Consider the following 22,330-nt stretch of genomic DNA (forward strand, 5'->3'; position numbering starts at 1 on the left):
GTGATCGATGGTTTGACCCTCATCGGCCGCGTGGGTCGCGACATCATCCGCACAGGAATCGATCGAGCGCTGCAGGATCGCGGCACTGCGCGCTATGTTCTCTACGGCATCGAGCCCAGCGAGATGGCGGCGATCGTCCTTGCCATACAGGAGGACAAGGGCCTTTGCCAGCGGCTCGACATTTGTCTCCCGGCTTATGCCTTTGCCGATATCAAGGGCATCGCGCCCGAGCATCTCACCGAGATTAACACCACCGATCTGCGCCACGCCGAATGCGACAAGGAAGCGCGGCTGCTCGCACTGCTTGATGAATCGCAGGCACAGTCTCTTTCGCAGGTGGAGCCGATCGATGCGGGCACCCTGCTTTCGCTCGACCATCTCGACCTCTGGTTTGGGCATAGCGGCGCAGCCGCCGAGATTCTCGACGACGATCGCGCGATACAATGGCGTGCCGCAATTAAAGCGCTGGTGGAACTCGACCGCGTATCGATGCGCCAGCTGGCTGACTATCTCGTGGCCGTGGCGGCCAATCTCGACGCCGGCACTCCCTTGCCTGCAGCGCTCGGCAGCGCGCTCCCCAAATTGCATCTTCCACGCTTCGACCAGCTATTCGACGATATTTCGCCGGCGCGACGCGGCCATTATTCGCAGTGGCGCGCGCGCTTCGTCGCGCATTGGAAGCGCGATTGCTACGTTTACAAGCGGGACCAAAGCCAGACCCCTTTTTCTACCACGCGGCTGCGCGAGAAACTCGACAGCATGGCCTCGATCTTGCCCGGCGACGTCTATGCTGTGCTCGCCGCCTATATCGAGGCGCCGCCGGGCATCGGTCCTGCTTCTTTCGCTCCATTCGAACTCGACTGGCCCGATGTCCGGCTGTTTTTCGAGGAAGCGCAGCGTGCCGACGCCAAGTCGATCGGCACCGAGACCCGTGCCTTCTACAAACTCGCGCGTGAAGACCGGCTAACCCAAAACGAGTGGCGTTATCTTGATGAGCTCGCAGATGAGCGCGGCCGGAACCCCAGTAAGGATGAGCGCGATGAGGAATTCTACAGCGACCACATTGTCGAGATCCGTCAGGAGCCAAGGCTCGCTGCCTTGTGGGATCGCTTCATTTTCGGCCCTGAAGTCCCCTGCACTGACATTGTCGAGGGGCTGCTCCAATGCGTGCGCCGGCTCTATCGCCCGGCCGCCCCCGGCCGGCAGACGCTCGTTGTTGAAGCAGTGGAGGACGAGAAGCGAGCTTTTCTTTCGCTCAATGAGGATATCTGTGCGATGTTCGCCGCCCGCTATCGCGGGCTCGAAGCTGCGCTCGAAGGCTTGGTGAGCTTTAAGCGCGTGCTCGCGTTTCGCCATGATAGTTTCGCCGAGGAGATCGCCGGCCGACGGCGTGGCGCGCAGAGCACCGCGCGCAAGGCCCGGCAGCTGCGTTTCAAAGTGCGCGTGGAGGAAGACGGCAGCAGCGGCGCCTCAGTCCGGCTGGTATGGGAAGGATCGCTCGACGCGGTGGGTGTCGGCCTTGCGAGCGACCTCGAGCGCTTGCAGGACAACAGGGCGCGCACTACGCTCGTACGGTGCTCGGCCGGCTATCGGCATCGCGCCCGCGCCAGCCAAGTCGGGATCAATCTGCGCGACCTCTCGGGGCTCGACCCGGCTGCCCAACGCAATCGCGGGTCATTCGTGCCGGTGAGTTCGCGTTGTGAATCGCTTGCGCTGAACTGGCGCCGGGCGCTCGGCGAGGCGCGCAAAGCCGGTGTACTCGAGATGGACGCCGCTGACCAGCTCGCCAGCGCGTTCGATGCCTTTGAAAAGGCTTATGAAGGCGCGCTTGCCGACTGGACTTCTCTCGGCGTCAGGTCGCCGTCGCTGACTGATCAGGCGCAGGCCTACGGCGCGCTCATCGAAGCCGTTTGCGTGCGCCTTGCCACTCACCCCATCGTGGTGGAAGGGCTGCTTCGACCCTTGTTCGAGATCGGTGTGGCACCGATCCAGGGGATGACCAGCGCTCGCTCGTCGGTCATTTTATGCCCGTGGCATCCGTTGCGCCTCGAAGCGCTCCACGCTCAGCTCGCAAAGTTTCGTCGTGCGCTCGAGGCGCTGTTTGCTCCGCAGGCGCCTGAATTCGCCGACGGCGGCACGCTGTTCTTCGAGGAGCTTTCGCGCAACCTGCACAATCCCGCGCGCCCCGATCTCACCATGACCTGGCCGAGCGCTCAGCCCGTGCTCATCAGCGAGGTGGATGCGCTCCATGGCTATTCGCTGCTCGAACGCCCGGTTACGCGCGCCGGCGCCGATGCGCCAAGTAACGAGAATGTGCTCCCCACCGCGCGGCAGATTGCCGACCTCGCGCAGGTCTATCTCCAGCTCCAACCACACGAACGCGATAATCTGTCGATCGTGTTGTTCAATTGCGACGCCGCTGCCTTGCCCCAGGCGGTGGTAGATGCCGTTCGGAAGGATGCCGAGAAGGAAGGCGAAGAGGCGATGTGCCAAGTGGTATTGAGGCACACCGACGGTAGACAGCTTCGCGCGCTGTACCAGCAGCTCGTCCACCGCGAACTCCAACAGGACGGACTGCACGCGAGCGAAGCAGCACGCGATTTCATGTCGCGGCTGCGCATCTCGATCCTGGTCAACGAGCAACGCCCGTCACCGAGCAGCGATGGGCCGCCGTTTGATATCGTCTTCTGCCACGACGTGATCTCGCGCCAGGCCGAGCTCGGCTGGTCGGACGTGCCACGGATCGAACGACCTGCGATCGACATCGACCCAGCGCAATGGTCGCGACGCAAGGCAATAGGGCGTTTCGACCGCGATGCGGTGCTGCATCTCACCTGCCCTGCGCAAACCCCGGCGGCCTGGAACTATCTCGATGGGCTGGCGGTGCTCGCCGACGCAGGGCTGGCGCTTGCCGCGCGCGAGCGCGGCTTCTGCCGCGTGCCGGATCGGCGCACGGTGCTCCAGTCTGACGAAACCCGGCAAGTGCTCGACGAAACGCATCGCCTCGGCACTTGGGTCGTCAATTTCGACGACCTGCTCGACCGGCGCCAGCTTCTCAACAGCGGTATCTCGGTCATCCGCTACAAGCATGCCGCAGGCAGCAATCGCTCGCTGATCATCTCGTCAAAGGCGTCCGATACGCTGCTCCGCGCAACCTTATGTAGCCGCCTGCGCAGTCTCGATGCCAGCTATGATGCCGAAACCGCCGGCGTGCTTGCCGGCAGGCTCATCAATGACGCTAATTCCGTATCGGGGGATATCGTCCTGCGCGCGGCGCGGCGCGGGACCAGCGCGGGCGAGCTCATCGGCGTGGTCCTCAGCAAATATCTGGTGGATCACGAGCTTGGCGACCGGCCGCGGGCATGGTTGTTCCTCGACGATTATGCGAGCTGGCTCGGCCAAGTGGAAGGCCGCATGGCCGATCTGCTGTGCCTCGCTCCCTCGACCGATATCGACGGCAACCGCTTCCTTGACGTTATCGTCACCGAGGCCAAATTTGTCTCCACGACCAAGCTGCGCGACAAGGCCGATCACAGTCAGGTCCAGCTCAAGGCTAGTCTGCGACGCTTCGAAAAGGCGCTGTCGGTCGAAGGCGAGCCGGCCGACGCTGCGATCTGGCGCGCGCGGCTGGCTGAGATGCTACAGGACGCGCAGCGCGACGGCACCAGCGTCGACCCGAGCTGGCGCACGGCGATCCGCGACGGCCAATGCACAATCCGAGTGGCCGGCTACAGCCATGTCTTCAGCCACGGCCTTGGCGACGCTGAGATCGGCTCTGCCGATCACATGATCGGCGTGGAGGGCACGCAATCGGGCTATCAGGAGCGATTTGCCCCCGCCACGGTCCGCGAGATCGTGCGGATGTATACCGACAATCGCGATCCCACACCCCTCCGCCAGCAACTTGGCGCAATTTTGCTCGGCGAAACTCTCGAGCGCCGGCCGCCGCAGATGCCGGCGGCTCCGAATCGCGCCGACGCTAGCGAGCCTACTGAGCCCGTCATTCCGTTCGGAAGCGGTCAGGCATCAGACGCGCCCGCCCCCGCCCCCGTTCCGGATCCCACGCCTGGATCGGATGCGACCCAAAGATCGCAACCCTCGCTTGGCTTCAGGGCATTGCTCGAACTCTGGGCACAGGACCGGCCGTCGCAGGAGAGCGACATGCTGTGGCTGGAGGATACGGCGCAGCGCTGCCGCGCAGCGCTGTTGCGCTACGGCATGTCAGCTCGGCTCGAGCAACAGGTCCTGACCCCCAACGCAGCGCTTCTTCGGTTCCGAGGTTCGGACGATCTCACCGTGGCGAAGGTCGAGAATAAACGCGAAGAGCTTGAGTCGACGCATGGTCTCGAGTTGATCGGCGTGCGCGCCGAACCGGGGTTCGTGGTGGTCTCGATCAAGCGACCGCATAGGATGACGCTCGGTCTGCCCGAGGTCTGGGCTGGCTGGGAGACGCATAAAGGTGCCGCCAATGCAAGGCTGCTGATCGCTGTCAAGGAGGATGACGGGAGTCCATTGTTTCTCGAACCCGAGCCCGCGCCACATACGCTGGTGGCCGGTAGCACCGGCAGCGGTAAGTCGATCCTCGTCCAAAACATCATCCTCGGGATCGCTGCCACCAACCGCCCCGATCAATCCCGCATCATCCTCATCGATCCCAAGGCCGGGGTTGATTATTTCGCTTTCGAAACGCTTCCGCATCTCGATGGGTCAATCATCGATCGGGAAGAGGACGCGCTCACCCGCCTCGATGCGCTAGTGGTCGAAATGCAGCGCCGCTATTCGCTGTTCAAGGAAGCGCGGGCCTCAAATCTCGCCGCGTACAACAAGGCGGCGAGCGAGCCTTTGCCGCTCATCTGGCTGATCCACGACGAGTTCGCCGACTGGATGCAACTCGACAGCTACCGCGCGCGCGTGGAAGCAGCGGTTAACCGCCTCGGTGTTAAGGCGCGTGCGGCGGGCATCTATCTGATCTTCGCAGCACAGCGCCCCGACGCCAGCGTCTTCCCGATGCAGCTGCGAAGCAACCTAGGAAACCGGCTCATCCTGCGGGTGGATAGTGCCGGCACCTCGGATCTCTCCCTCGGCATTAAGAATGGTGGGGCCGAGCGCCTGCTCGGGAAGGGCCATCTCGCCGCAATCATCGGTGGCGGGACCACGCCGATCTATGCCCAAGTCCCGTTTATCGACACCGATCGTCTCCAGCAGCTCGTGGCGGCGCTGGTGCGTGATCTAGGCTGACGCGCATGGAAATCAGCGCCTATCTAGACAATAATGCGACCACTCGCCCCCACCCTGAGGTGGTGCAGGAGATGCGTTATTATCAGGAGACATTGTTTCTCAACGCTTCCTCGACTGCCGGCGAGCTTCTCGGAGCGTCGCGTCCGCTCGACAAAGCGCGTATCGCGATGCTCGATCTTCTTGGCGGCGCGGCCGATGCCGATCAGATCGTTCTCACCTCAGGAGCGAGCGAGGCCAATAGCTGGATCATGTTCGGCGCCCTCGGACCGGCATCGCACGCGGTGACCTGCGCCAGCGAACATTCGTCGATCCTGACTGCCGCGCGATCAGCCCAGGCGCGCGGGCAGAAGATCGATGTTCTGCCGGTCAATGAGCATGGTCTGGTTGACCGGGAGAGCCTAGCCACCGCACTTCGGCCAGAGACGCGTCTCGTCTCGATCCAGCTCGCCAACAACGAAACCGGCGCAATCCAGCCGCTCGCCGCCATTGCCACGCTAGTCCGGGAACTGTCGCCGGCGGCTTTGCTTCACACCGACGCCACCCAGGCGGTGGGCCGCATTCCGATCGATCTTGCCAACGCGCTCGCGGAGGTCGACCTCCTCTCCTTCTCTGCTCATAAATTCCACGGCCCCAAAGGCATTGGCGGGCTGTTCATGCGCGACGGTGTGGCGATCAATGCGCTGATTTCGGGCGAGCAGGAGAAGGGCCTTCGTGGTGGGACGTCGAACGTGCCGGGGGCGGCCGGACTGGCGGTGGCAGCGCGCCTGGCCGCACTTGGGCTTTCCGAAATGGCAAAGGTGGCCCAACTGCGCGATCAGCTCGAGGCGCGACTTTTGGCCTTGAGACCCGATGCGATAATTCATTCCCGCTCGGCGGTGCGCCTGCCCAACACAAGTTCGATTGCCTTTCCCGGTGTCATGGCTGACGAAGTCACAGAGCAGCTCGCCCTGGGCGGCATCTGCATCGCCACCGGGTCGGCCTGCAGGGCGGGCGCTACCGCGCCCTCGCACGTGCTGACGGCGATGGGTGTGTCGCTCGACGATGCGCGCGCTACTCTGCGTTTCAGCCTCTCAGTCAAAACGACCCAGGACGAGGTTGATCGAACTATAACGGCGATCGAGCCATTGCTACGCTCTACTCAATGATGCGATCCAGGCTGCGCCCGCCGCGTGCATCTCCGACCGTCTCAGGTAATTGTAAACGACACGGCCGCGCAAACTCAGAGGACGCGCACCATGGAGCCGTTCGCCGGCGGTTGCTTCTGTGGCAACGTCAAAATCGTGGCGTCGGGTACCCAAAGGGAACGCCGTGAATGAGAAGCTCTTGTTCTGACCCCGGCCTTGTCGTTGCTGAGCGTACTCTCAGCGCGATGCCCTCTATTTGAGCCGTTCAGCTTCTGGCCAGCCCCGCGCGCCGTCCCCGCGGTAGCGGAAATAGCTTGAGAGCCAGCGCAGGAAAATCAGCTCGACGACGAACCAGACAGGCCCCATTGCCAAAGCGACCCAAAAGAGCGGCGCGAACGGAGATGGCGGCAGGCGAAGCCAGACGAGTGTGGCAGCAAATTGCAGTACGCCGATAATTGCGAAAAACAGTCCGTAGCCAAGTTCGGTCAGCATTTTGGCAAGCGCCCGGCGCAGGGTCAGGGATGGGGCGAAATTGACATCGTACTTGTTGATATCAGCCACAAGTTGTTTCAGCCCGGCGGGAGTGCGATCCCCGGTGCCTGAGGCCATGCGGATACATGCGGAATAGAGCCCTGCGTAGCGCATTAGGTTAACGTAGCCCTTGATGGACCGCGACATGAAGTTAGACACAAACGCGAACGAGACGGCCAACACGGCCATCAAGAGAAGCACGTCTGCGTCGGATACGTTCTGGAGTATCCCGGCAATTCCAAGGCGCTGTGAGGTGCCGCCAGCGTCGGTCGGGTGCACTTGCAGCGGAGAAAGGTACGTCACGCTGAAGAGTACGGCAGCGGTTATGATGCCGATCGACCACGTAATCCCCTGGTTGAGGTAGACACGATTACTATTGAGGAGTGTATAGACGCCGCGCAAATAATGTTCCGAGATCCATTTCAGATTCTCGTTCTCGATCTCACTCAATGATAGTGCTTTTTCCTGCGTGCCCACGAGTCGTCCCCCCACCTTCGCCCTACATTTCGCGCAACAAGTTGCCCCAAGCAAGCTCTATCCTATGGTACGGTTTTGAAGACACAGAAAGAAAAGCGATGACGGAGCAGGCTGACAACGCGGCCGGCAGTATTTCGGAGCTGGTATCGCGCTTCCACGATAGGCGGCGATGGATCGGGGAGAACAGTCTCGCCTTTGCGATCGCCGATGCATACCCGGTAAGCGAGGGTCATACCCTTGTGGTTCCCAAGCGGCGGACGACTTCGACAGCCGAGCTTTCACCAGAAGAGCTGCTGGCCTGCTTCGAACTCATCGAGTTGCAAAAACGAAAACTGGCCAGCGAGAACGGTGCCCAAGGATTCAATATTGGCGTCAATGAGGGACCGATTGCGGGCCAGACAGTCGAGCAGCTGCATTTTCATTTAATACCGCGCTACCCTGGCGACGTTACCGATCCAGTGGGCGGTGTCAGGAACATCTTCCCCGGCAAGGGCGACTATCTTAGAAAGTCGTAGCCGTCGGCCGCCATGCGTCATTTGCGACACCAATCATCGGTGCGTACCAACAACCTTCACCTCCCCGCGCCCTTCAGCCAGGGTCATTCGCCATCGCCCCAGTTGCTGGAATGGTCGACGCGCTGCGCCGTGACTACGCCAACACGACAGCGATGATTTTCGGCAAGCCGCCGGTGTCTGAGCACGTCATGAAATCAACGCGGATCCTTGACGATGCTGCTAATCGCGCAGCCTGAGGCGTAAAAGCGAACCGGTGATTTGATCACGTAATCCCCCAACCTTGGTACCGCTTTCTTCCGGTGATCTCCCGCAAATTCAATTCGCCGACGAGACCGACCGCCCCCTGGCGGCTGACATCCAGTTCCTTCTGGACCATCGCCGTCGACACCAGCGGCCGCGCCAGCACCAGCTCGACGCGAGCCGGTCCCGCTGCGGGACGCAGGCTGCCCAGCCACGGTGAAAAATAGTCCAACGCGAACATGCTGACGCCCTGCGGCGAGATGCGCCTCTCCATCCCAGGCATGAATGCCAGCAAGACCCGTATAGATCATCGTCGAAGCGGGGCAAATCGTGCGCCAGCCGGTTCCATTCTGTCGCCGGCACCTTCAGTGTCCTCGCGTTTTGCTGAAGGTTATGGTCGATCACCGCGAGCGCGACGCATCGCTCCAGATCGGCGAAGCAGAGACGGACTCGGCGCTCTGCGGGATATTCGTCGCGGTCAGCCACGGATCTGCCCGTAGAGCCGGGCTGCGTCGCAAGAACGGCGTTGAGCTTTCCGAGCAGCCTTTCGACCACGCCGCCCTGGTGGACGCGGCCGCGATCCCGGTAGTGGATCCGAATGCCGTGGTCCTCGCACCCGCGCTGGAAGGCATTCCCTTTGAACTCCTTGGCTGAGTCGGTGACGAGCGACCGTGGTCGACCGAACATCGGCCATCCATGCTCGATGCCGCGCGCGGCCAACCATGCCTCCCTAGGACACATGGCGTGCGCCAGGCAGAGCGCGACCGACAGCGCCGACGGCTTCTCGAGGGTGAGGCAGAAAGCCAAGAATGCAGCGGGTGGCCACGTCGGTGAGGATCGTGAGATATGCCCGGCCGATGAACGTTCCGCCGCCGTCGACGACCTCCACGAAGTTGATGTCGGTGGGCGTGTGATCGATCTCGCAGACATCGAGCGGGCGTGCCGCATGGATGTATCGCGAGAACGTCCGCCGGAACCGTTCGACCTGGATGCAGTATTGTCCCCAGTGCCTTGCCGGCGACGAAGTGCCGTATTTTCGCCGTCCCTGGCGGCTGGCGACGCGCATCTCGTGCTTCGTGCATGGTCGCGGTTTTCGGGATCGATGTCCCGCCTGTCGAAGCGGGATTGCATCCTTCGACCAGACCGAACTGATGCCGCAGCACTTCTGCGCCCGATGCGCCTTCGATCTGCGCACGGCATCGAAGGTCTTCGTCAAAACGTCGGCACGACGGCTGGAACGGTCGATCGACGATATCTGCAGGGTGGCGATGGCCAAGGGATCGATGACGATCGGCGGCCTGACTTCGCGCCTGCTGGGCGCGCCTATCGTTGCAGGCGTCTCATTGGGGAAGACGCTCACGAACCTGTCCACGTCCTCGCGCATCCGCTGCTTCGAATGGCTCGCGGACAAGCCTGTCAGCTGGTTGATGACAGATGAAGACGATGCTGTTGCCCGGCGGCGTCGGCTCGTCCTGGCTGCAGGCGGCCATGACCGGTTGATTGCGCACTTCTCGGATTTCATGGACAAGCATCAAGGATCGCCGAGGTCTGTGCGGTCACCCCCGACCGGCGCCGACCTTGCTGCACTGCTCAAGGCCTATTCGCGCGCCACTGACGATGCGATCAAAACGAAGCGTCACCGTGTTCCTGCGGTCCCACGCGGATAGGATTGCTGCCCGCGAATCACCCATCCCTGGTGATCGGCATGCTATTCATCACCGGCAACGCCCGCATCTTCTTCCCCGTCACTGGAAAACCCCGGCATGATGTCGCCCGCCAGCAGCTTCTCCTTCGACAGCAGGCCTGCATCCTCAAGCGCTTCGATGTCGGGGAGATCGCGCAGAGTGTCGAACCCGAACTGCAGCAGGAACGCCTTGGTCGTGACATACGTGTATGGCGCGCCTGGGGTCGGGCTGCGTGGGCCTGAGGCGATCAGGCCGAAGCCGCGCAAATTGCCGATCAGGTCGCGGCTGATTTCCTTGCCGAAGAAGGAGGACAGTTCGGCACGGGTGATCGGCTGGAAGTAGGCGATCGTCAACAGCACGAGTACCTCCGACTGCGAAAGGTTCTTTTGCCCCTGCTCGCCGGTGCCCAAGGCCGCGTGAATAGCGTCGCCGTAGGCAGAGCGCGTCAAATGCTTCCAGCCGCCGGCGACCGCCACCAGATCGTAGGGCCGGCCGCGCAGTTCCTCGCGGATATCATCGATGATGAGATCGATGTTGCAGCTCTTGCCGACGATACGCGCCAGGGTGTCACGTGTCACCGGCTCGCTGGCCGCGAAGATCGTCGCTTCGACTCTGGCCATCCACTCGCGCCAGCGAACCTCCGCCGGCAGGTGGTCGAGATCGCGATCGAACAGGCGGTCGCCTGATCGATGGTCATCTGACCGGCCCTGCCCTCGCCTCTTGCGCGCCGCTTCAGCCATTTCCTAAAGCCCGTAGATGCGGAACGTGGTGCGGCCGGACAGCTCGCGCACGGCGCCGAGATCGACCAGTCGGTCGAACAGGCGCCGCAGGCCGCGGTCGCTCATCCCGGCGATTTCTTGCGACGCCACGAGCGCATCGTCGGACAGCAGCTTTTCGACGACACGGTCCGCACCCTTCGCGCGCAGCTTCGGCGCGACGGCGAGCAGCCGCTCGGCGCGGCGGCCGAGCTCGGTCGAGAGGTCGATCGCCCGCAGCGCTGCGCGCGCCTGAGCCACGAGCAGGCCCTGCACCCTCTCCCCGCCTGGCGCCTGATCCCTCTGCGTCAGACTGGTTGTTCTCACTCGCACGCCACGCGTGCTCCCGCCCGATGCAGGCTGCGCTCCCAGAAGCGGCACCGCATGCGGCCAACCCAATCTTTGCGCGAGCATGGCGTCGGCGAGCCACGAACCCAAATAGCGTCCGAAGCCATGGCGCCCGGCGCTCGCGAAAGCACCGGTCAGCATCTCGACAACCCCCTTTGCCGCAAACAGCTGGCCGATCTCGTCAACCAGATCGGTGACGGCTTCGTCGCCGCCGGCATGGCCAAGTTCCTCATGCATGGCGGTGAGGCCTGCCTCCGTCAGCAGATGTTCCGGAGGCCGCGCCGCCAGGCGGCGCCAGGCCAAAAACGTCCGGCCAGCGGGCCCGACATCATCGCCCGGGCGGGTGAGCAGCATGGTGTCGCGCAGCGCGGCCTCGTCCTCGGTGCGGCCCGCCTGGCGCACCGTCGCCGCGGCCGCGCCGAGTGCCAGACGTTGCCGCCAGGCGCCGGCCCATCGCTCCTGCCGGCGCACGAGAGCATCGAGCGCGCCGAGGACGGCGCCGGACGCAATCGCAGCATCCTCAAGGGTTTGCGCCGTCTCGACTGCCCTGCGCAGCCAAGATGGCACAGTCGCCATGGGCCCGATCGGCGCCGCGCCGAGCGGCTGGACCGCGTGGTGAGGGGACGATCTGGGGCGAAGAATCATTCTCAGCAGCATGATTCATGGCGGCGCTTTTGACAATCAGTTTCAAGCCAAACCGCCGCCCCTGTCGACAGCGTTTTATGTCCGATAAGGTTCCATTACCGGACATATTCTGATAGGCTCGCAAATCATGGAAAATCCCCCGCCCAAAGCCGCCAGAAACGATCTCCCGGCCGAGGATCCGCTCGACGGCGACCCTCTTGGGAGCGAGATGCCTGATATCGTCGACCTCGTCATGGAGATGGGCCAGCCCACACCCCGCGTACCGGCACACGTCGAGGATCTGGTCGAGACCGCCCGGGAGTATGCCGACAACGCTAGCTCGGAGAGCACCCGCGACGCCTACGCGAAGGATTGGAAGCATTTTTCGTCCTGGTGCCGGCGCAACGGCTTCGATCCCCTGCCCCCGGATTCCAAGGTGATCGGGCTCTATATCAGCGCCTGCGCCGCCGGCGGCGCCAAGCTCGGTGCCCCGGCTCTGTCCGTTTCGACCATCGAGCGTCGACTCTCCGGCCTTTCCTGGAATTTTACGCAGCGCGGCCTCTCCATGGACCGGGCCGATCGCCACATCGCCACCGTGCTCGCCGGCATTCGCCGCAGGCACACCAGGCCACCGCGCGTGAAGGAAGCCGTCCTCGGCGACGACCTCATCGCGATGCTCGCCACGCTCGGTCACGATCTCAGGGGTCTCCGCGACCGCGCCATGCTCCTCCTCGGCTTCGCCGGCGGCCTGCGCCGCTCCGAGATCGTTGGGCTCGACGTCACGCGCGATGATAACAGCGACGGCGCTGGCTGGATCGAGATCCTTCCGGGCAAGGGCGTGCTGGTGACACTGCGCGGCAAGGGCGATCGCTGGCGCGAAGTCGAGGTCGGCCGCGGCTCCAGCGACCACACCTGCCCCGTGGTCGCGCTCGAGACCTGGATCAAGTTCGGCCGCATCGCGCGGGGGCCTCTCTTCCGCCGCATCTTCAAGGACAACAAGACCGTTGACGTCGAGCGGCTCAACGACAAGCACGTCGCCCGCCTGGTCAAGCAGACGGTGCTTGCCGCCGGTATCCGCTCCGGTCTGCCGGACGCCGATCGCGGCCTGCTGTTCGCCGGGCATTCGCTGCGGTCCGGGCTCGCCTCGTCGGCCGAGATCGAGGAGCGATATGTGCAGAAGCAGCTCGGCCATGCGTCGGCGGAAATGACCCGCAAATATCAGCGCCGGCGTGATCGGTTCCGGACGAACCTCACCAAGGCGAGCGGGCTGTAAGACAAAAGTCCGCCTCCCCTGCCCTACTAGATCAAGATTTGCCTCCGCGTTGTCGTCGCTCGGCGTCTCTTCGCCTTCTCCAGTCGTCCCAATCGACGGGCTCCGAGCTGACGACGCTGAGGTCCGCCGGCGTGAAACGCTCGGTAAAAACAATGAGGTTTTGGCACGGCCAGCGCGCGCTCGGCGCCAGTATGCCGTCGAACCCCAAGAAAGCGGCCGCATCCCCGATTTCCTGTGTGCGCTCGTAAGACAGCGATCCGTATGTCTCAGGCGTGACGCCAAGCGCCTTCAATTCGGCCAAGTTAGCGATCCGGAGCGTCCTTTGAGTGCGGACCGATATCCTGTGGAGGACCGACCGGATCTTTGACGGAAAGACAGGTTGGCGGCTTAGGTGAAAATGAATCTCCTCGAGGGAGCCTTCCCGCTCCAAAGAGGTGTAGAGCACATCGAACGAGCCCGGATCCCAACGGGCCCCAGCTGGATAGCCAAGCAGCGGCTCGCGCTCCTCGCGGACAATGCGCCAAACATCCCCCTCGAATGACACGCCCTTGTGCGTATCAAGCAGATCAAGCAGTTCGAGATCTCGCGCCCGTCGCTCCACGCGCCGCCTCAGATGTAGGCGCCGGCGTCGAGGCGTTCGATCACCGCCAGGACTTCCTGGGTACGATCCGCATTGATGAGATCAATCGCGCGCTCGTTGTTGAGAAGGGGATGACGTGAATGCAGCCAAAGCCTTGTTTCATCTGCGGTGTAAAAGTCGGATAGGCGATCAACAACGTACCGCAGGTCGGCAATAACCGTCTGGGTTCGAAGATTTGGAGAGCCGTTGCCATGCGACCATCGCGATACCGTCGCGGTCGACACATCGACAATGTTGGCGATGTCCTTGCCCTGCAGGCCTCCCCGAGACCGAAGATCGTCCAGAATTCGTGCTACTGCTGTGCTCATGTTGTTACCTGCGGTGCGAAGCTAGGCTCGCACCCCTCCCCTGCCGCCGCGGTGGGACAGGAGCCCTTGGCTGGCCGGCAATCGTGCCGTTCAGGGCATCCAGGACCGCATGCATCTTTTCCAGCCGGTCGCTACTGCGCTGCAGCAGCTCCGACAAGCCTTCATCCGATATCTTGAGCTTCGCGGCCGACCGCGCGACCCGTTCCGCGGCAGCCAGCTCCTTCTCAAGAAAATGCTGCGGACGTCGCGCGTCGGGTACCGCTGACAGTTCCCGGATCTGGCGAGCGCGCTGGCGCAGATAGTGCGCCTTCGGATCCTTCAACGTGTCGCTCAGGCCATTCGGACAACATGACCGATCGTGGCAACACAGCAGAGGTTTGGCTCCTTGTGCAGCCATCAGCGCGTCGACCTGCTTCACGCTGAGAAGGCGATCCAGGCCGCCGATCAGAACCCGCTTCTCGCGTCCTCCGCCGCCAGTCTGAGGCGGCTTCCCCCAGTCACTGGCATCGAAGCGCTCCTTTTCGGCAACGCCATGACAAATTCCACCGGCGGCACCGAAGGCCGCAATGGCGACACCCACAAGACCACCGACTCCATCAGCGACGACAGGAACCTCCAGCCTGTGAAAGTCCATCATGGCTGCGATGTACCGTCGCAATCCCATCGGCGTGGCGTCGGCGCCAAAGCCCGAGACCCGGAACCACAGATTTTCGAACGGCACAGTCTTCAGCGCGGTGATGAACGCCCGTCGTTGGGCGGGATCGCGAAGGGAGGCGTTCTTGATCATCAACGGGTAGTCGATGCCGATGTGTTTCCCTCCTTCCGCATCGAGCGCCCGACGCAGCGCGGCGGTGGCCTCGCAATCAAGGGCAAGAAGCTGGTCCGTCGAGCCCTCAAGAACATGCGCGGGTGCCTGTACGGCATGAAAGCCCTGCCGCACCGCAAAGCGGGCTATCTGGCCGATGACGTCCCGGTTCGCGTTTGGTCGCAGATCGTCGGGTGTCAGAACGCTCTCGGGGTTTGCCCAGGGCGCCGACCTCGCCGCTCCACCAAATCGGCCAATTGACGAAAGCTCGGCGACATTGGTGTCGAGGATCAGTTCTCCGCCGACCTCGGTGAGGGCCGTCAGAAGATCATGTTGCCTCAGCGCCGCTGACGCTTCCACCACGACCCGATCAACCATCATCTTTCCCGACCCAAGAAGGGTCTCGAGTTGCCGGTGACCACTGGTTCCCACGCGCAAAAAGTGGCCGACCGGTTTCGGCTGGCCATGCAGGTAGACGACGTTCTCGTTCATTTTCGTGCTCCTGCTGCTATTTACGTTTTGATTTCACGAATGTCAATCGTGAAATCGATACGCAACTTTTGACTAAATCACTATCGATAATGACCGCTTATCGATAGTGATTGATCTCGCCGCCCAAATCAGTCATTTTCGGCCCCAGGATGGCCGCCGGCGACGTCCCGCGCGGCCGAGAATGACGCAAGGCGCGGCCATTCCGCCGCGCGAGAGAGGGCGCCCGGCATGTCCGACCAAAAACCCGTCCGCCTGCCCGACCCCGCTTCCGTCGCAACGGTGCTCGCATCTCTGGAGGCGCAGGCGGCCGACGCCGGGCTCGCCCCTGCCCTCAACAAGGCCTTTCCAGGCTTTTCGTTCTCGACCGCGCCGGTCGACGACTTTTACTGGCGCGGCGACGCCCGCACCGTCTTGTCCGCCGATGGCACCCGCCTCGGCGACCATCGCGCCTGGGTGGAAAAAGAGCTGGCCGAACTCAACGGCGATCTCACCGCCTTCTGGAACCGGCATCGCCAGCCCGGAGAAAAATTCGCCGAATGGCGCGGCGCCAGCGCCTTCGCCTTTGCGCCGACCGGTCCGGGCGTCGCCGATTTTATCCAGCTCTCGCTCGGCCGCGAGATCGAGGTTTTGGCCGGCCCCGTAGTCGATCCCGATTATCGCCCCTATAGCGCCGACGATCTTTTGCAGCCGACCTGGGTTTCTCGTGATTCCGCTGCCGAGGCGCAGCCGCTCGCAGGACCAGTCTACCGGCTGCGCGGCCGCGCCGGCGGCGGCATCGTTCACATGCGCAGTTTTCTGGCGCGCGGGGCCCACGTCGAACGCGAGCAGCGGGAGGCGCGCCGAACCGAGCTCGAGAACAGCGTCCTTCATGAGGTAGGGCCCGCCGGCACACGAGACATCCCGTTCCTGGAAGCCAGTCCCGGGTGGTTCGATTTCGTACCGCGCGAAAACCGCTTTTTTGCCGACTGGGAGCGGTCGAGCGCTTGCGCCCACCGGATTTTTGACCATTGGGCCTTCGACATCCACGACTTTGAGGAACGCGGCCGGCGCGAGATCGGTTTTATCCCGCGGCCGCTCAAAATGCCCGCCGGGAAGCTGGCGTTGGGAGTCAATATCTCGGTGCACCGGCTCATGGAGCGCACCGAGGCGATCGACGCCGAGGTGGGCCTGCCCTTCGCCTGGTTCTTTTTTTTGACGCACGGGCACTGGGTCGATCCGGACGTTGGCGATGCGATCGCTGAAGGCCTGCGCCAAGGACGGGTGCGTTTGCCCGATCGAGACGCCGCCGTGCTGCTCGCCTGGGCCGACAAAAAATATCTGTTCTGAGCCGCCGTCATGGATCTTCGCCTGCCAAAACCCGTACCCGACCAAAAACTGCGCCGCGCGGAGGCGCTCGATGCGCTGGATTCGGTGCTGCCATTCGACCGGCGCGATTTTCTGGCCGAACTTTTGACCGACGACGACGTCGCAACCCTGCGTCATCTCGCAAAAGAAGGCATCGGCGATAATTCGCTGCGGGCGCTCGCTTCCGACCTTGGCTACCTCGAGGCTTGGTGCCGGGCGTCCACGGGCGAGCCTCTGCCCTGGCCGGCGCCGGAAGCGCTGTTGCTAAAGTTCGTCGCGCATCATCTATGGGATCGAGCCAGGCGCGAAACCGATCCAGCGCACGGCATGCCTGGCGACGTGACGGTCGCCCTTAAGGAGGCAGGGCTTCTGCGAGTCGACGGTCCCCACGCGCCCGGCACGGTTCGCAGGCGGCTGTCGAGCTGGTCGACGTTAACTAAATGGCGTGGACTGAAAGGAAACTTCAACGCTCTGGGGCTGCAGAGCGCCGTAAAGCTTGCCGTGCGCGCCAGCGCCCGACCGCGCGGCCGCAAGAGCAAGAAAGCCGTGACCGCCGACATTTTGACCGTGCTGCTCAAGGCCTGTGCCGGCGACCGTCTCGTCGACGTCAGGGATCGCGCGATCCTCATCACCGCCTTCGCCTCCGGCGGCCGGCGTCGCAGCGAAATTTCGGCGCTGCGCGTCGAGCAGATCGTCGAAGAGGAGCCGGTACCCACCGATCCCAAGGCTCCCCACGGCGAAAAACTGCCGTGCCTGTCGATCCGGCTCGGCCGGACCAAGACGACACAAGCCGACAGCGACGCCTTCGTGGTGCTGATCGGCGGTCCGGTGCGGGTCCTGCGGGAGTGGCTGGAGCGTGCGAACATCAGCGAAGGCGCCGTGTTCCGCGGCATCGACCGTTGGGGCAATCTCGAAAAGCGGGCCCTGACGCCGCAGGCGGTGAACCTGATCCTGAAGCGCCGCATCGCTGAGGCAGGCCTCGACCCGCAAGCCTTTTCCGCGCATGGCCTGCGCTCGGGCTACCTCACCGAAACCGCCCGCCGCGGCATTCCGCTGCCGGAAGCCATGCAGCAGTCGCAGCACCACTCGGTCCAGCAGGCTTCGAACTATTACAATGACGCGGAGCGGACGCTCGGCCGGGCGGCGCGGGTGATCATATAGATCCGGATGATGGTGCAGGTCGCTCGCGGCGCGCGCATGCCGTTTCGCGCGGAACGCGCCGTGCAACAAGCTCCCGCCCTTACGCTGCACGGAGATGTCGAGACCAAAGGCCATGCCCCGGCACAAAGTGCAAGATCCCAAGGCAACTGACCGCGGGAAACCGAACCTCGGATCCGGACCCGGCAGATCGATGATAAGCGCGTCGAGGCGCGGGATCGAATTGACCAGGACCGCCTTTGGAAACTATCCGGACAAGCGGAGTTCCGCCAGTGCCGTTCGCGCCGCGATGCAGGTCCTTCAGCTTCATACCGGACCCTTGAGACCGTCCCCGTGCTCACCCCGCCATCCTCGCCGTGGCGCCGTTCGCCTTCAGCGCCGCCATCAGCATCGGTCCGACCGAAAACGCCCCTGCCCTGGCCTTGTCAGTCAGCACGCGCAGGTATCCGCCGGCGGAATTGATGTGCTGAGCGCGTCGCAGGATGCAGGCAATCACGATCGCGGCGGTTTCCTGGCCCATCGCATGGCAGGCCTCCTCATACGCCGACGGCGAGACGCCAAGGTAGCCCCGCACCTGGGCGGCGGTAATCATGAAATCGCGCCAATTGCCGATGCCATCGACGGCGTAGTCGGCAATTTCGGGGCAGGCCTTCAGCACAAGCCCCAGCGGATAGGTTTTCGGGGGCTCTGCGGTTCTCGTCCGTGGCTCGGCCGTCGCCCCGCTTTTCTCGAAAGCAGGTTCAAATTCAAAAATAGAGTCGGTATTTGAATTAGATTGCTGCCGCTCGTTTTGAGAGTCATTGCCGCTCGGATTCGTGGATTTCATATGAATTGCCAGCAGCTTATCCACATCATCACGCAAGGAGGCCAGCTCGGCCACGATAGGCTCGAGCTCGGCAATGCAGGCTCGGCGCGGAATAGCCTCCACAACCTGGCGGAAACGCTTCCACAGGCCTCCCCAGTCACCTGGGACATCTTCGTCATAGGCCGCCTCGATCAGCTTGTGGATGTCACGCCGGTGCAAGGTAATCCGCTCGCGCATAAGCCTGAGCGCCCTGTTGTCGGCGCGAACACGCTCGGCCGCCGCCTCGAACTCATAAGCACGGGCCAGCAGCGGCGCCAGGGAAAAACCAAAGGCTTCCTCGATATCCCCTCCTCTGCCCTTGCGCGCGTAGCGCTTGCCGTTCGGGCTGTCCCGACGGATGATCAGCCCGCAGTCCACAAGGGCCGCCAGGTGCCGCCTGAGCGTGGCATCGGGCATTCCGTGCGCCCTGAGCGACAGCTGAGCGTTCGAGGGAAAGACGATCAGTCCGTTCTCCTCACTCAACTCACTGTCAGGATAGAAAGATAGCAGCGCATTCAGCACGGCTAGGGCACGATCACCGATGCCGACGATGCTCTTGCCTTCGCAGAGGTTGCGGTAAATCTGCCATTTATCGACGACCCGGCCCTTCGGGATCTCACGTGACTCGTTCTGCGCTGCCAGCATGGCAAGCGACATCGGCCGCCGCCCAAAGGGCGTCGTTGCAATACCCGTCTCCATTTCTTCCTTCGCCTTCAATTAGGCAAAAGAAATCTGCTCGCCAAAACGACGCCAATGACTCTTGACAGTGATTCGTGGAGATGCGATTCTCAGAGTGCTTAGTTCAGAGAGAGGCTTCCACGGCTTGCCGTTCGGGGGCCTTTTTCTTTTGCGGTTTCAGACTCCTTGTTTCGTGGTGGACTTGCGAAAGGCCTCAAACAGGTCGTCCAGTTGTCCGGCGATAAACGCTGCGAAGCGCGATCCTTCAGCCTCCCCCACGGCGATCACGGCAGTTTTTCCATTGTCTTTGAGGCGGACGCTGACCGTTTTGTCTGGAGCAGCCCAGGATTTCGTAGCAATCTTGGGCTCTGATGGCTTGGCCGGACCCGCAGGTTCTTTGATCGCATTAGTACCCGCCGGCAGCGTCTCAAGCAGCATAATGAATCTGTCATCGGACGTTGCCTCGCGGAATTTGTTTTTGTGAGTAAGATCGAAGGCTTTCGCGAGTGAGCCTTCTACGGAATAGCGGTTTGAGAATTCCTGCCATCGTCCTCGACCTATCCCGGGAGCTTTACCGATCGATTGCAGTATCTCCTTGTCGACCGAGGAGGCGATTTTGATCATCTCGGAGACGTGCGATTTTCCTGTCGACAACGAAGCGCAGATGGTGTCCCGTTTGTATCCTGCTTCCTGCTGCGCAAGCGCAAAAGCGCATTTTTCGATGTATGAAAGATCCTCTCGAGCGGTATTTTCTTCCCCTTGGAAAATAACTGCTTGTTCATCATTCAACTCGCGGACGGCCGCTTTGAAGGCGATCCCAAGCTGCTTGGCGGCCGCTAGTCTCCTCCGACCATAGACGATTTGAAACTCGCCATCCTTGCCTTGCACTGGCCGAACCAATCCAGGCACAATTTGACCGCGCTCCCGCATGGATTCTGTGATTTCAGCAATGGCGGAAATCTCGTAGGCGTCATCATATCGATCGGTGATAGATGACGGCCTTATTTTGTCGGGATCGAGTTCAATGATTTGCTCGCCTGACCTCAGTAACTTGTCAGCGATATCGCTTCGTTCTTGCATTTGGCGAACACCAGCCGCCACCTTCATCAGGTGCGGCGATGACGTGCGACGGCTGAGATTCTCCTCCGAATTCTCCTCCCCGAGTTGCCCCAAAACAGCAGCAAACATGCCCTTAGAGTCTTTACGGCTCACTGTTCACGCCTCCATGCCATTGTGATGAGGCTTTCTATTTCCGCGTTCGCGGCATTGATGGATTCGATTGCACGATCATAAGTTTTAGGTGCGGAGAACCTCGATCGTTGCACCTCATAGAGGCTCTGCTTCCAAGTAAGAGCGTCCGCGACCGCAGTGGATTTGGAGACGGAATTGAGCAGTAGATCCTCGCCAAACACTTGACGCATTAGCGCCTGCATATTGGCTTGCGGATGGTCGTTGGCCTCAAATTTTGTGATGAGGAATTTTGCGAAATCCCAACGCGCGCCGGCACCGGCCTCATCCAGGATTTGCATATAAGACGCAGCCAGCTCCAAAAACTTGCCCGTGGAGTCGACATCGAGCATGTGCGCTGGAACGGGGATTAGGACCCCGGTAGCGGCAGTGAGCGAGGAAAGCGTCAGGAAATTTAGTGACGGCGCACAGTCGAGAAGAACGATATCGTAGCGATCGACGATCTGTTCGAGGGCCTGTGACACTCGAAGCAGAAAATTGGTTCCACCGTTCTTGCGCATTTCAAGGGTAACGGCGGTTTCGAATTCTGTCAGCTCAAGGCCGGCGCAGATGACGTCGAACCCGATGATATGAGTCTGATGTACAATCTTTTCCGTCGGCACCGGATCATCAAACCGAATCGCCGAGTAAAGGGTGTCACCTTCTCGGTAGTCAAATCCCGGTAACGCTCCTTGCAGACTTGTTAACGACGCTTGGGGATCCATGTCGACTGCGAGAACGCGATATCCTCGTAGTGCCAACCAATGACCCAAGTGAATAGTGGTCGCTGTCTTGGACGATCCGCCTTTGAAGTTCGTGATCGCGATGATCTGGCAATCCTCGCCTTCAACACGACGAGGATTGATCCATTTCTTCCGTGCCTTTTCCGCCAGGTGCATCCGAAGGTCCAGCACCTGCTCCACAGAATATAGGCGCTTCCCGGTGGCCGTTGTTTCTGGCTCGGGTCCCTGCCCTTTTAAGGAGACCTGCCGTATGTAAGCTTCGGTCACTCCCAGCAATGCTGCCACTTCCGTCGAAGTGAATTTGCGCATCGTACGAACCGCGTCAGGAGGATACTGAGCCAGCGAAAGATTGTTGAGTGCCTTATCGAGTTTCGTCGAGAAGGTATTCATGAACTGAAGGCTGCTTAGATGCCGCGTCACCCAAATTCTCCTCTTGCACCCAGCGCCTATTGACAGCGACTGTGGTTAACAAGCTGTTAACGCCACGCCAACTACGCCAACTTTTCGAATTACGCGGTTTTTCCGTTACTGGGCTTATGCCCGATTCGCAGAATTCGGGCAAATAGACATAAGGCAGTTCCCAGCTGGGAACTTTCGCTATCGCTGTCTGCCCTATGCCGTCAAAAATGCGCATCAGGTGTTGAAAAATATAGCTATGAAGGTGGTCACGCAGCATGGGCGCACGGGCGAGCCCCTTGCCCGCCTTGTTCTAGTGGATAGTCGACGTCGGTGTGCCGGTTGGCTCTAGCTTCCGCGTGCGGCGGCGAGCGACCTACAAAGGCGCGGGCAGCTTTCGGCGCCTCGAGATGCCCCCACATTGGTGCGGCGGCGAAATTCCCATTGTGACGGCAGGCACGGTACTCGCGCAGTCCTAGGGTGTCACATCCTTCGCGTCGGAGACGATCGGATGTGTTTGTCATGCAGCCATGCCACGGCGCTTCCGATGTCACTTCGGCAATCGCGCCTACCAGGTTGGCGAGTTAGACGCCCCACGCCCCCCTTCCCTGCAAACAAGCATTCCGCGCCAAGCGGTTATCGAGAATGGCAACTCAACGGCTAGGATTTGTCGCCAGGCATCGCACGCGATTTGACAGCAATCAGCACCGTTGGCACGTGGGCGTCCTGTCCAAGCGCACCCCCCTCCAGTGCGTAGTCGATGGGGCAAGCAGGAGGCTGAAGTCGCCAGGCAGCCTACATCTGCGTCTAGTCCAACTGTGGTGAAGGACCCCGAGGACGCATCGAGAAGCAAACTTCTCGCACAACTCTTAAACCGGACCTCGC

17 protein-coding genes and 2 pseudogenes are annotated in these 22,330 nt (G+C 61.9%); 8 read left to right on the forward strand and 11 right to left on the reverse strand.

Translation table 11 applies throughout. The features are described from left to right. Both A9K71_RS04625 and A9K71_RS04630 read left to right on the forward strand, forming a co-directional pair. Nucleotides 1–5,238 (forward strand): FtsK/SpoIIIE domain-containing protein, encoded by a 5,238-nt coding sequence (locus A9K71_RS04625; RefSeq protein WP_066991047.1) that lies wholly within the window; start codon nucleotides 1–3, stop codon nucleotides 5,236–5,238. A 5-nt stretch (nucleotides 5,239–5,243) separates the two neighbouring features. After that, nucleotides 5,244–6,383 carry a cysteine desulfurase family protein gene (locus tag A9K71_RS04630; protein WP_066991050.1) on the forward strand — a complete coding sequence of 380 codons (1,140 nt, stop codon included), beginning with the start codon at nucleotides 5,244–5,246 and terminating at the stop codon, nucleotides 6,381–6,383. 231 nt (nucleotides 6,384–6,614) lie between these two features. Here A9K71_RS04630 and A9K71_RS04635 read toward each other — a convergent pair whose 3' ends face one another. Further along, a complete protein-coding gene (locus tag A9K71_RS04635) occupies nucleotides 6,615–7,370 on the reverse strand; it encodes a hypothetical protein (RefSeq protein ID WP_156752584.1) in 756 nt (251 codons plus the stop codon). A gap of 98 nt (nucleotides 7,371–7,468) precedes the next feature. Here A9K71_RS04635 and A9K71_RS04640 point away from each other — a divergent pair, with 98 nt between their 5' ends. Both A9K71_RS04640 and A9K71_RS32830 read left to right on the forward strand, forming a co-directional pair. Continuing rightward, the gene (locus A9K71_RS04640; protein ID WP_082980340.1) at nucleotides 7,469–7,885 is read left to right on the forward strand and encodes an HIT family protein; all 417 of its coding nucleotides are present in this window, start codon (nucleotides 7,469–7,471) and stop codon (nucleotides 7,883–7,885) included. A 110-nt stretch (nucleotides 7,886–7,995) separates the two neighbouring features. After that, complete coding sequence (locus A9K71_RS32830; protein ID WP_280940511.1) at nucleotides 7,996–8,121, forward strand: hypothetical protein; 126 nt, start codon at nucleotides 7,996–7,998, stop codon at nucleotides 8,119–8,121. Nucleotides 8,122–8,147: 26 nt separating this feature from the next. On the opposite strand, the pseudogene A9K71_RS32325 reads toward A9K71_RS32830, so the two are convergent. Then, nucleotides 8,148–8,300: pseudogene (locus A9K71_RS32325) on the reverse strand (helix-turn-helix domain-containing protein); the annotation flags it as partial. Between the two features lie 2 nt (nucleotides 8,301–8,302). Next, nucleotides 8,303–9,080: pseudogene (locus A9K71_RS32330) on the reverse strand (transposase family protein); the annotation flags it as partial. A 196-nt stretch (nucleotides 9,081–9,276) separates the two neighbouring features. Between A9K71_RS32330 and A9K71_RS04650 the strand changes: the two are divergent. After that, a complete protein-coding gene (locus tag A9K71_RS04650) occupies nucleotides 9,277–9,792 on the forward strand; it encodes a hypothetical protein (RefSeq protein WP_066991055.1) in 516 nt (171 codons plus the stop codon). A gap of 41 nt (nucleotides 9,793–9,833) precedes the next feature. Here A9K71_RS04650 and A9K71_RS04655 read toward each other — a convergent pair whose 3' ends face one another. Then, on the reverse strand, nucleotides 9,834–10,550 hold the full coding sequence (locus tag A9K71_RS04655; protein WP_066991058.1) for an SMC-Scp complex subunit ScpB: 717 nt from the start codon (nucleotides 10,548–10,550) through the stop codon (nucleotides 9,834–9,836). A 3-nt stretch (nucleotides 10,551–10,553) separates the two neighbouring features. Next, a complete protein-coding gene (locus A9K71_RS04660) occupies nucleotides 10,554–11,489 on the reverse strand; it encodes a DUF1403 family protein (protein WP_245299518.1) in 936 nt (311 codons plus the stop codon). 277 nt (nucleotides 11,490–11,766) lie between these two features. Here A9K71_RS04660 and A9K71_RS04665 point away from each other — a divergent pair, with 277 nt between their 5' ends. Then, entirely contained in the window at nucleotides 11,767–12,810 is a 1,044-nt protein-coding gene (locus A9K71_RS04665) for a tyrosine-type recombinase/integrase (protein ID WP_245299519.1), read from the forward strand. 31 nt (nucleotides 12,811–12,841) lie between these two features. Here A9K71_RS04665 and A9K71_RS04670 read toward each other — a convergent pair whose 3' ends face one another. Genes A9K71_RS04670 through A9K71_RS04680 form a run of 3 tightly spaced genes read right to left on the reverse strand, consistent with a single transcriptional unit; the run spans nucleotide 12,842 to nucleotide 15,055 of the window. Then, the gene (locus A9K71_RS04670; RefSeq protein ID WP_066991064.1) at nucleotides 12,842–13,411 is read right to left on the reverse strand and encodes an RES family NAD+ phosphorylase; all 570 of its coding nucleotides are present in this window, start codon (nucleotides 13,409–13,411) and stop codon (nucleotides 12,842–12,844) included. Between the two features lie 8 nt (nucleotides 13,412–13,419). Then, nucleotides 13,420–13,758 (reverse strand): antitoxin Xre/MbcA/ParS toxin-binding domain-containing protein, encoded by a 339-nt coding sequence (locus A9K71_RS04675; protein ID WP_038655373.1) that lies wholly within the window; start codon nucleotides 13,756–13,758, stop codon nucleotides 13,420–13,422. 4 nt (nucleotides 13,759–13,762) lie between these two features. Then, entirely contained in the window at nucleotides 13,763–15,055 is a 1,293-nt protein-coding gene (locus A9K71_RS04680) for a hypothetical protein (RefSeq protein ID WP_066991067.1), read from the reverse strand. A 228-nt stretch (nucleotides 15,056–15,283) separates the two neighbouring features. On the opposite strand from A9K71_RS04680, the gene A9K71_RS04685 reads away from it, so the two are divergent. Further along, the gene (locus tag A9K71_RS04685) at nucleotides 15,284–16,381 is read left to right on the forward strand and encodes a hypothetical protein (RefSeq protein ID WP_066991070.1); all 1,098 of its coding nucleotides are present in this window, start codon (nucleotides 15,284–15,286) and stop codon (nucleotides 16,379–16,381) included. Nucleotides 16,382–16,390: 9 nt separating this feature from the next. Continuing rightward, entirely contained in the window at nucleotides 16,391–17,560 is a 1,170-nt protein-coding gene (locus tag A9K71_RS04690; protein WP_066991072.1) for a tyrosine-type recombinase/integrase, read from the forward strand. A gap of 334 nt (nucleotides 17,561–17,894) precedes the next feature. Here A9K71_RS04690 and repC read toward each other — a convergent pair whose 3' ends face one another. The 3 genes from repC to repA all read right to left on the reverse strand — a co-directional run bounded on the left by repC (nucleotide 17,895) and on the right by repA (nucleotide 21,469). Further along, complete coding sequence (gene repC / locus A9K71_RS04695; protein ID WP_066991398.1) at nucleotides 17,895–19,100, reverse strand: plasmid replication protein RepC; 1,206 nt, start codon at nucleotides 19,098–19,100, stop codon at nucleotides 17,895–17,897. Between the two features lie 156 nt (nucleotides 19,101–19,256). Further along, on the reverse strand, nucleotides 19,257–20,291 hold the full coding sequence (repB, locus tag A9K71_RS04700) for a plasmid partitioning protein RepB (RefSeq protein WP_066991076.1): 1,035 nt from the start codon (nucleotides 20,289–20,291) through the stop codon (nucleotides 19,257–19,259). Next, nucleotides 20,288–21,469 carry a plasmid partitioning protein RepA gene (gene repA, locus A9K71_RS04705; RefSeq protein ID WP_066991080.1) on the reverse strand — a complete coding sequence of 394 codons (1,182 nt, stop codon included), beginning with the start codon at nucleotides 21,467–21,469 and terminating at the stop codon, nucleotides 20,288–20,290. The genes repB and repA overlap by 4 nt, the downstream gene beginning before the upstream one ends. Nucleotides 21,470–22,330: the final 861 nt, after the last annotated feature.

The sequence above is a fragment of the Mesorhizobium sp. WSM3873 genome (assembly GCF_001672445.1).
Classification (GTDB): domain Bacteria; phylum Pseudomonadota; class Alphaproteobacteria; order Rhizobiales; family Rhizobiaceae; genus Mesorhizobium.